The sequence below is a fragment of the Herbiconiux sp. genome, from assembly GCF_004297105.1.
Taxonomy (GTDB): domain Bacteria; phylum Actinomycetota; class Actinomycetes; order Actinomycetales; family Microbacteriaceae; genus Herbiconiux.
Map to the genome: position 1 here is coordinate 57,627 of NZ_SCVE01000017.1, position 9,093 is coordinate 66,719.

A 9,093-nucleotide genomic window follows, 5' to 3' on the forward strand; every position below is an offset into this window, starting at 1 on the left:
GCCAGGTCCCGGCACAGATCGAACAGCACCACCCCATCTCCACCACCAGACCAACCCGCAGGCCGTGACCGGCCCGGAAAGGAAGTGAATTGACATGACGACACCCGTATTGGAGGCCCGCGGCCTCTCGCGGTCGTTCGGCCACGTCCGTGCGCTCGACGATGTGGACTTCGAGGTCTACCCCGGCGAGGTCACCGCACTGATCGGCGACAACGGCGCCGGCAAGTCGACGCTCGTGAAGGCGCTCTCGGGCAACCTCGCGCTCGACTCGGGCGTGATCAAGTTCGAGGGCGACGAGATCCAGCTCACCAACCCGCAGCAGGCCTCGGCGCTCGGCATCGAGACCGTGCACCAGGACCTCGCCCTCGCCCCCCACCTCGACCCGGTGCAGAACATGTACCTGGGCCGCGAGATCATGAACAAGGGCCTCGGCGGATTCTTCGGCACCATGAACACCAAGGAGATGGCCCGGGAGTCGCGTCGCGCGTTCGACGAGCTGGGCGCCACCGTTCGTTCGCTCACCTCGCCGGTGGGCTCGATGTCCGGTGGTCAGCGGCAGGCGATCGCGATCGCCCGTGCGGTGCACTGGGCCAACAAGGTCGTGTTCCTGGATGAGCCCACCGCGGCTCTGGGCGTGCGTCAGACCAAGAACGTGCTCGAGACGATCCGCCGCGTGCGCGACAAGGGCATCGCCGTCGTCTTCATCTCGCACTCGATGCCGCACGTGATCGAGGTGTCCGACCGGGTGCAGGTTCTCCGTCTCGGCCACCGCGCCGCGTCGATCGACACCAAGGACACGAGCATGGAAGAACTCGTCGGTCTGATGACCGGCGCGAGCACGAGGAACGCAGCATGAGCGACGACGTGAGAGACGCAGACATCAAGAAGGCGGAGTTCGGGCAGGAAGCCGGTCCCGAGACCACCTCCATCAACGCAGCGGTCGAACGCGAGCAGAAGAGCCGGGTGCCCCGCATCTTCAAGGCTCAGGCGTTCCAGATCCTCCTCGTTCTGATCGTGATCGTGATCATCTTCAGCATCGCGGCACCGGACACCTTCGCCCAGCTGTCGAATCTCCGCCTCGTGGTGCAGAACGCCTCGATCCTCGCGGTTCTCGGCGTCGGCATGACGTTCATCATCATCACCTCCGGTATCGATCTCTCGGTCGGTTCGGTGCTGGTGTTCTCCGGCGTCGTGGCGGCGATCGTGATGCGGGCGATGGGCGGCTCCGACTGGGGCACGGCCACCGTCGGCATCATCGTGTCGATCCTCTCGGGGCTCGCCTGGGGTACCTTCAACGGCATCCTGATCTCCAAGGCCAAGGTGCCGCCGCTGATCGTGACGCTGGGTTCGCTCGGTATGGCGCTGGGTCTGGCCCAGATCCTCACGGGCGGCGTCGACATCCGCAACGTCCCGGCGGTGCTCACCACCACGATCGGCTACGGCAACATCCTCGGCGGCATTCCGATCATCTCGGTGATCGCGCTGGTGTTCGTGCTGATCGGCGCCTTCGTTCTGCACAAGACCAAGTTCGGTCTCTACACCTACGCCGTCGGCTCCTCGGAAGAGGCTGCCCGTCGAGTCGGTGTGAAGGTCGACCGCCACCTCATCAAGGTGTACGCCCTCTCGGGTGGTCTGGCCGGTGTGGCGGGCATCCTGTCGCTGTCGCAGTTCTCGACCACCGCCATCGCGGGCCAGTCGCAGACCAACCTGAACGTCATCGCGGCGGTCGTCATCGGTGGCACCTCGCTGTTCGGTGGCTACGGAACGATCTTCGGCACCGTCGTGGGTCTGTTCATCCCGGCCGTTCTGCAGAACGGCTTCGTCATCACCGGCGTGCAGCCGTTCTGGCAGCAGGTCGCCGTGGGCGCCGTGCTGATCGCCGCGGTGTACGTCGACCAGCTCCGCCGGGCCTCCGCGGCCCGAGGAGCCTCCACAAGCCTCTGGAGTCATTTCTTCAGACGGAACAAAAAGTAACCAAGCACCAAAACCTCCATCACAACAGAAGGACAGGTATCACAATGAAGTGGAACAAGAAGGTAGTCGGCCTGGTCGCCCTGACCGCGACCGCCGGGCTCGCGCTCGCCGGTTGCTCGGGCGGCGGCAGCTCCACGAGCACCGACGCGGCCAGCAGCGGACCCAAGATCGCATTCGTGCAGGGTGTCGCAGGCGACGAGTTCTACATCTCCATGCAGTGCGGCATCGAGGCAGCGGCCAAGGACGCCGGCGCCACGGTCACCACGCAGGGCCCGGAGAAGTTCGACCCGACGCTGCAGAAGCCGCTCGTCGACTCGGTCGTCGCATCCAAGCCCGACGCGCTGCTGATCGCCCCCACCGACGTCACCGCCATGCAGGCTCCTCTGCAGGCCGCGGCCGACGCCGGCATCAAGGTCGTTCTCGTCGACACCACGGTCGAGGACCCCTCGTTCGCCGTGTCGCAGATCTCCTCCGACAACGTCGGTGGCGGAGAGGCGGCCTTCAAGGCCATCCAGGACGCTCACCCCGAGGGCGGCAAGGTTCTCGTGGTGTCGGTCGACCCCGGCATCTCGACCACCGACGCTCGCGTCGAGGGATTCCAGAAGGCGGCTGAGGCAGACAGCAAGTTCAACTACCTCGGCGTGCAGTACAGCCACAACGAGCCGGCCACCGCTGCCGAGATCGTGACCGCCGCTCTGCAGAAGGACCCCGACATCGTGGGTATCTTCGCCGCCAACCTGTTCGCCGCCGAGGGCACCGCCACCGGTGTGCAGCAGGCCGGCAAGCAGGACCAGGTGACCATCGTCGGCTTCGACGCCGGTCCCGCCCAGGTCGAGCAGCTGAAGGCCGGAACCGTCCAGGCGCTCGTCGCCCAGGAGCCCGCCACCATCGGTCAGGACGGCGTCGAGCAGGCCATCGCCGCGCTCAACGGCGACTCCACCGAGGCGACGATCCAGACCGGTTTCACCATCCTCACGAAGGACAACATCGACGCTGACGGTGCAGACGCCGTCTACAAGTCGAGCTGCTGATGATGACCCCGCTCCGAGCCTCGGCTTGAGCGGGGAGTGACACAGGGCGGCGGTGCCGGGGAGGACTCCCGGCACCGCCGTTCTTTCTGATTTTCGGACTCTCGAGAGGATCCCGCCATGGCTTCGGAACGCCAGAGCCCCCGCTACCTGCTCGGCATCGACGCCGGGCAGACCGCCGTGAAAGCCGTCGTGCACGACGAGCGGATGCGCCCGATCGGCATAGGGCGGCGCTCGAGCCCTGTCGACCGCAGCACGCCACGACACGCGGAGCGGCCGCAGGACGCGCTCTGGGAGGCGGCGGCCTCCGCGATCGCCGAGGCGATCGCGGCATCCGGGATCGACCCCTCCGAGATCGCCGCGATCGGTATCACCGGGCACGGCGACGGCCTGCACCTCGTGGATGCCGCAGGGGCGGCCGTGGGCCCGGCGATCACCGCCATGGACTCCCGAGCGCATCTCGAGGCGGCGGAACTCGCCGCCGACGACGCGCGGATGGGCGTCGTCCTGTCGAGATCGGGGCAGGAGCCCACCCCGGGTGCCGCGGGCAACCTGCTGCGCTGGCTCGAGCGGAACGACCCGTCGCGCATCAGGGCCGCCGACTGGATACTCTTCTGCAAAGACGTCATCCGTCTTCGTCTCACCGGTGAGATCGCCACCGACTACTCCGACGCCACGGCGTCGTTCCTCGACACGGCCACGGCATCGTGGAGCCCCGAGGTGATCGAGGCCTACGGGTTGCCGGCCGACATCCTGCGCCTGCTGCCCCCGCTGCACGCGAGCGGAGACATCGTGGGTCGCGTGCTACCTGAGGCCGCCGCCCTCACCGGGCTGGCTGTCGGCACGCCCGTGATCGCGGGGATGCACGACGTGCAGGCGGCGTCGATCGGCATGGGAGCGCTGGTTCCGGGGCGCCTGGCGCTCGTGGCCGGCTCATTCACCACCAACGGCGTCACCACCACGCAGGGCGACGTCGACCCGCGCTGGCAGTCACGGTTGTCGATCACGCCCGACCTGCGCATCGCGATGTCGACCTCGGCCACGGCCTCGCCCGCACTCGACTGGGTGCTGAGGCTGCTGGGCGTCACGACCGACGAGGCGCGCGACGCGCTGTTCGCCGCTGCCGCCGCACTGGACCCCGAGGAGCAGGTTCCGCTCGTGCTTCCCTTCCTGGTGGATTCGCCGCTCGGGGCGTCGAGCTCCGCCGCCCTCGCGGGGGTGCGCGGCTGGCACACGCCGGCGCACGTGCTGCGCGGCACGCTCGAGGGAATCGCGCTCATGCACGTGTGGCACACCCGGGCGCTCGGGGAGCGCTTCGAGTGGGAGCAGCCCGTGGTGCTCGGCGGCGGCATCGCGCGCGCGCCGCTCTACGTGCAGCTCGTGGCGAACGCGCTGCGCTCGCCGGTGACCGTGGTGCAGAACGAGGAGGCGGGGGCTTTCGGGGCTGCCGCCGTGGCGGGTGCGTCCGTCGGCGTCTTCCCGTCGGTGGCGGCGGCGCAGGAACTCGTGACGCGATCGGCGCCTGTGCTGCCGACGGCCGAGTCGGCCGAGTACTGGCAGGGCGTCATCCGCTCGTTCGACGAGGCCACGGCAGCCCTCGGCCCCTGGTGGGATGCGCGGGCGGCAGACCGCCCCGCCTAGCGTCCGCGGGTTTCGGCTTGCCACAAGTTGTGGCAAGTGGCCGCTGCCGCCAACCGTTTGTGGCAAGTCGCTGGGTGGGTGAGGCGGGCGGGTTTTGGGTTGCCACAAGTTGTGGCAAGTGGCCGCCTCCGCCAACAGTTTGTGGCAAGTCGCTGGGTGGGTGAGGCGGGCGGGTTTTGGGTTGCCACAAGTTGTGGCAAGCGGCCGCCTCCGCCAACAGTTTGCGGCAAGTCGCTGGGTGGGTGAGGCGGGCGGGTTTTGGGTTGCCACAAGTTGTGGCACGTGGCCGCCTCCGCCAACAGTTTGTGGCAACTCGGAGTGGTGCTCGGGGCCTAGGGGCGCGTGACCTCGGCCAGAAGCTCGAGCACGTGGCCGTACTCCTCGCCCGTGGCGCGGGTCATGCCGAGCTCGCACGTGCGGTTGCAGCTCGCGTGCGCAGTGGCGCCCGACGCCTTCACCTGGGCCGCCTGCGACCGGGTGGCCGAGGCGGTGAGCTCCGGATGCAGCATGCCCCGGTCTCCGGCGAAGGCGCAGCAGCCCCAGTCGTCGGCCACCACCACTTCGTCGGCCACCGCAGCGGCCACCGCGGTGAGCTGCGGGTTCATGCCGAGCCGCGTCGACGAGCAGGTGGGGTGCAACGCCAACGACGGGATGCGCTCGTGCTCCGGCAGCTGCGGGAGGATGCGGGTGGCGACGAAGTCGACGGCGTCGATCACGCGCATCCGGGGCACGGCGGTGTCGGCGTCGATGAGGTGCAGGATGCCCTCGGTGCACGACGAGGCATCGCACACGACGGGGAGCTCGCCGTTGCGCGTGGCTGTGCGCAGGCTCGCCAGCACACGTTCGCGCATGACGGCGGCGCCATCGGGCAGGCCCTTCGACGACCACGGGGTGCCGCAGCAGAGCGAGTCGACATCGGCGGGGAGCACCAGGGCGACACCGGCACGTTCGCAGAGCTCCTCGAAGCTGCGCTGCACGCCGTCGCCCACCGGGCCGAACATGGTGTTGACGCAGGCGGGGAGGTAGACGGCTTCGGGCGCCGATTCGACGCCGGGGGTGCGTGGCGAGGTGGCGGATGCGAGCGGGCGGGCATCCGTGCTGGGGGAAGTCGCCGGGCGAGCGGATGACGCGCCCGCGAGCGCACCGGTCCCGGCCTCGGCCTCGGCCTCGCCGAGACGCATGATCGTGGTGCGTGACCGGCTGCGCCCGCCGGCCGGGAGCTCGGGCGACCAGAGCGGCAGCACGTCGTCGCCGACGACCGCCCGGGCGAGTTTGTTCGCACCGGCCACCACCGGGGCGAGCGGGGCGGGGATCTTGTCGGCGACGGTGAGCGCCACCGAGGCCACCCGCGTGGTCGCCCCCCAGTTCTTGGCGGCCGTCGTCCACACCGCCTTCTCCGGCGCAGAGTGCTCCGACTTCCGCAGCCGCCGCACGAGGTCGCCGGTGTTGATCAGTACCGGGCACGCGGTCTGGCACATCCCGTCGACGGCACACGTCTGCACCCCGTCGTACTCGTAGTCGCGCTCGAGCTCGGAGGCCAGGGCGGTCTCGCCGTCGGCGGTCGCGGAGGCGATCGCCCGCTTCACCACGATGCGCTGCCGTGGTGTGAGCGTGAGGTCGCGGCTCGGGCACACGGGCTCGCAGTAGCCGCACTCGACGCAGCGGTCGGCCTCGGCCTCGATCGTGGGGGTGCGCTTGATGTCTTTCAGGTGCACCTCGTCGTCGTCGGTGATGATGACGCCGGGGTTGAGCATCCCACGCGGATCGCAGAGTGCCTTGAGCTCGCGCATCACCGCGTAGAGCTCGTCGCCGTACTGCCGGCGCACGTACGGCGCCATCACGCGGCCGGTGCCGTGCTCGGCCTTGAGCGAACCGCCCTCACCCAGCACGAGGTCGACCATGTCCTCCGTGAAGGCCTCGTAGCGCTCGAGGCCTGCGCCCTCGAAGAGGTCGGTGAGCATGAAGTGGATGTTGCCGTCTTTCGCGTGCCCGAAGATCACACTGTTCTCGTAGTCGTACCGGTCGAAGAGACCGATCAGCTCGGTGCAGGTGCGGGCGAGCGAGGGCACGGGCACCACCACGTCTTCGAGCAGAGCCGTCGTTCCACTCGGCCGTGCCCCTGCGACCGTGGCGTAGAGGCCCTTGCGCAGGTGCCAGAGCGAGGCGCGGGTGGCGGCATCGTCGCTCAGCACGGCGGGCGCGGCCAGGTCGAGTCCCGCCAGCGTGCGCTCACCGATGCGTTGCGCCTCGGCGAGCTCGGCGGCGCTCGCCGCCTGGTACTCGACCAGGAGGGCCGCCTGGGCCACGACGTCGAGGTCGCGGATGAGCGGATGCGCATCCGCCTCCTGCTTGCCCACGCGCAGCGACTGGGCGTCCATCAGCTCGACGGCGGATGCCCCGCTGCCCACGATCTCGGGCAGCGCCTCGTTGGCGGCGCGCAGGTCGTCGAAGATCACGAGCCCCGTGGCGAGGCTCGTGTACAGCGGGAGGGTTCGGAACACGACCTCGGCCACGAAGCCGAGCGTGCCCTCGCTGCCGATGACGAGGTGGGCCAGGATGTCGGCGGGCTCGTCGTGGTCGAGGAAGGAGTTGAGGCCGTAGCCCATGGTGTTCTTCATCGAGAACTGGTGCTCGAGCAGGCGCACCGACTCCGGATTGCCGCGCACCCGGTCGCGGAGCCGCACGAGACCGTCGAAGAGCGCCGGTTCGTCCTGGCGCAGCCGGTGGTTCGCGTCGGGGGCGGCGGTGTCGACCACGGTTCCGCTCGGCAGAACGACCACCATCGATTCGAGGGTGCGATAGGTGTTGCCGGTGATGCCGCACGACATGCCGCTGGAGTTGTTGGCCACCACACCGCCGATGGTGCAGGCCGACTCGCTCGCCGGGTCGGGGCCGAGCTTGCGGCCGTGCCGGGCGAGCCGGGCGTTGACCTGACGCACGGTGGCGCCGGGCTGCACGCGCACGCGGGCGCCGTCGTCGAGCACGTCGATGCGGCGGAAATTGCGGCGCACGTCGACGAGTACGCCATCCGTCACCCCCTGGCCGCTGAGGCTCGTGCCGCCGGAGCGCAGGGTGAGGGGCATGCCGGTGTCGGCGCTGGCCTTGAGCAGGGCGCCGACTTCGGCGGCGTCTTGCGCGATCACGAGAGCCTGGGGCACCAGGAGGAAGTGCGAGGCGTCGTGCGCGTTCGCGTGCAGGTCGATGGCGCGGATGCTGACGCGAGCGGGGTCGGCGACGGCCGCCTCGAAGTGCGCGATGGCGGGGGAGGAGGCGGTGGCTGAGCCGGCCATGGGGGCGGGGGCGGCTTTTGAGGGGGCGGCGCCGGTGTGCGGGCCCGTGCCCGGGGCGGCGGCCGCGGGGGCGGTGGCGGGGGCGGAGGCCGCTGGGTCGGATGATCGGGGTGCGCCACTGTGCGCCATTGCTGTGCCCATCGTCGAGGAGATCGAAGTTGTCCGACAAGTCTACTTGCATGGCGATCGATTGTCGCTACTGTGGAGTCGGTCGGGTCAGGTGGCTGCTTGGGCGGTCTCGTGCCGTCTCGTGGGATCGCGTCCTGCCCGGTCGCGTCCTGCTCCGGTGACAGGGCGTGGCGGGGCGGGAGCCCGGTTCGATCGTTCAATCGTTCAGTGAGGAGAGTCGGATGCCGCAGGCGGTTCGAGCGGTGCGCACGGTGTCGGCCGTCGATGCGGTGGGGGACGACATCCGGCGCCGGCTCTTCGATGGCGAGCTCACGGGCGGTGCGCTCGTGACGGAGGCGGTGGTGGCGGGGGAGTACCAGGTGTCACGGTCGACCGCGAAGGCGGCGATCGAGAAGCTCACGGGCGAGGGGCTGTTGGAGCGCTCGGCCAACCGGTCGGCGCGGGTGCCGGTGCTCACGGCGACGGATGTGCGCGACATCTACCGCACGCGACTGCGGCTGGAGAGCGCGGCGCTACGTGAGTTGGCCGCCGATGCGCGGGCGCCTCGGGAGGCCGTGGCGGCGAACGCGCGGGTGCGGGCGGCGGGAGCGGGTTCGGCCGGCGCATCCGGCGCATCCATCGCGTCCGTGGAGCCGGACATGAGGTTTCACGCAGCACTCGTGGAGGCGGTGGGCAGCGAGCGGTTGCAGCGCATGTACGGCTCGCTCGTCGACGAGGTGCGGCTCTGCATGAGCCAGGTCCAGGGGCGGAGCCTGCTGGCGGTGGAGCGGATCGCCGCGGAGCACGACGAGATCCTGGCCCGGCTCGCCGCGGGCGACGCGGAGGGTGCGGTGGAGGTGCTGGCCGAGCACCTGGGCCGGGCGAGCGCCCGCCTCGAGGCGGCCCTCGCGGCCGAACAGTAGGCCGCTGCCGTCGCCGCCGCCGCCGCGCGGGCGCGCACCCCGGGGCGCCGCCGGCTGCCGAGCGGTAGGTCGCCGAGCCGCACGGGAGCGCCGCCCATGACGCCCCGCCCCGCCTGCCCCGCCCGCCCC

The 9,093-nt window shown here is 70.1% G+C and carries 6 protein-coding genes; 5 read left to right on the forward strand and 1 reads right to left on the reverse strand.

From position 1 onward, the window contains the following. Positions 1-94 precede the first annotated feature (94 nt). The 4 genes from EPO52_RS13565 to EPO52_RS13580 all read left to right on the forward strand — a co-directional run bounded on the left by EPO52_RS13565 (position 95) and on the right by EPO52_RS13580 (position 4,643). Entirely contained in the window at positions 95-856 is a 762-nt protein-coding gene (locus EPO52_RS13565; RefSeq protein WP_290807366.1) for an ATP-binding cassette domain-containing protein, read from the forward strand. After that, complete coding sequence (locus EPO52_RS13570; protein WP_290807368.1) at positions 853-1,974, forward strand: ABC transporter permease; 1,122 nt, start codon at positions 853-855, stop codon at positions 1,972-1,974. The genes EPO52_RS13565 and EPO52_RS13570 overlap by 4 nt, the downstream gene beginning before the upstream one ends. Positions 1,975-2,018: 44 nt before the next feature. Beyond that, positions 2,019-3,005 (forward strand): ABC transporter substrate-binding protein, encoded by a 987-nt coding sequence (locus EPO52_RS13575; protein WP_290807370.1) that lies wholly within the window; start codon positions 2,019-2,021, stop codon positions 3,003-3,005. A 117-nt stretch (positions 3,006-3,122) separates the two neighbouring features. Further along, entirely contained in the window at positions 3,123-4,643 is a 1,521-nt protein-coding gene (locus EPO52_RS13580; protein WP_290807372.1) for an FGGY family carbohydrate kinase, read from the forward strand. Positions 4,644-4,975: 332 nt separating this feature from the next. Here EPO52_RS13580 and EPO52_RS13585 read toward each other — a convergent pair whose 3' ends face one another. Next, the gene (locus tag EPO52_RS13585; RefSeq protein ID WP_290807374.1) at positions 4,976-7,933 is read right to left on the reverse strand and encodes an FAD-binding and (Fe-S)-binding domain-containing protein; all 2,958 of its coding nucleotides are present in this window, start codon (positions 7,931-7,933) and stop codon (positions 4,976-4,978) included. Between the two features lie 350 nt (positions 7,934-8,283). On the opposite strand from EPO52_RS13585, the gene EPO52_RS13590 reads away from it, so the two are divergent. Next, positions 8,284-8,964, forward strand: a complete 681-nt coding sequence (locus EPO52_RS13590) for a GntR family transcriptional regulator (RefSeq protein ID WP_290807376.1) — start codon at positions 8,284-8,286, stop codon at positions 8,962-8,964. Positions 8,965-9,093 lie beyond the last annotated feature (129 nt).

What these genes read in the sequence shown, in the direction of transcription:
- EPO52_RS13575 (WP_290807370.1), top strand. Translation starts at nt 2,019, where the DNA reads ATGAAGTGGAACAAGAAGGTAGTCGGCCTGGTCGCCCTGACCGCGACC.
- EPO52_RS13565 (WP_290807366.1), top strand. Translation starts at nt 95, where the DNA reads ATGACGACACCCGTATTGGAGGCCCGCGGCCTCTCGCGGTCGTTCGGC.
- EPO52_RS13580 (WP_290807372.1), top strand. Translation starts at nt 3,123, where the DNA reads ATGGCTTCGGAACGCCAGAGCCCCCGCTACCTGCTCGGCATCGACGCC.
- EPO52_RS13570 (WP_290807368.1), top strand. Translation starts at nt 853, where the DNA reads ATGAGCGACGACGTGAGAGACGCAGACATCAAGAAGGCGGAGTTCGGG.
- EPO52_RS13585 (WP_290807374.1), bottom strand. Translation starts at nt 7,933, where the DNA reads ATGGCCGGCTCAGCCACCGCCTCCTCCCCCGCCATCGCGCACTTCGAG.
- EPO52_RS13590 (WP_290807376.1), top strand. Translation starts at nt 8,284, where the DNA reads ATGCCGCAGGCGGTTCGAGCGGTGCGCACGGTGTCGGCCGTCGATGCG.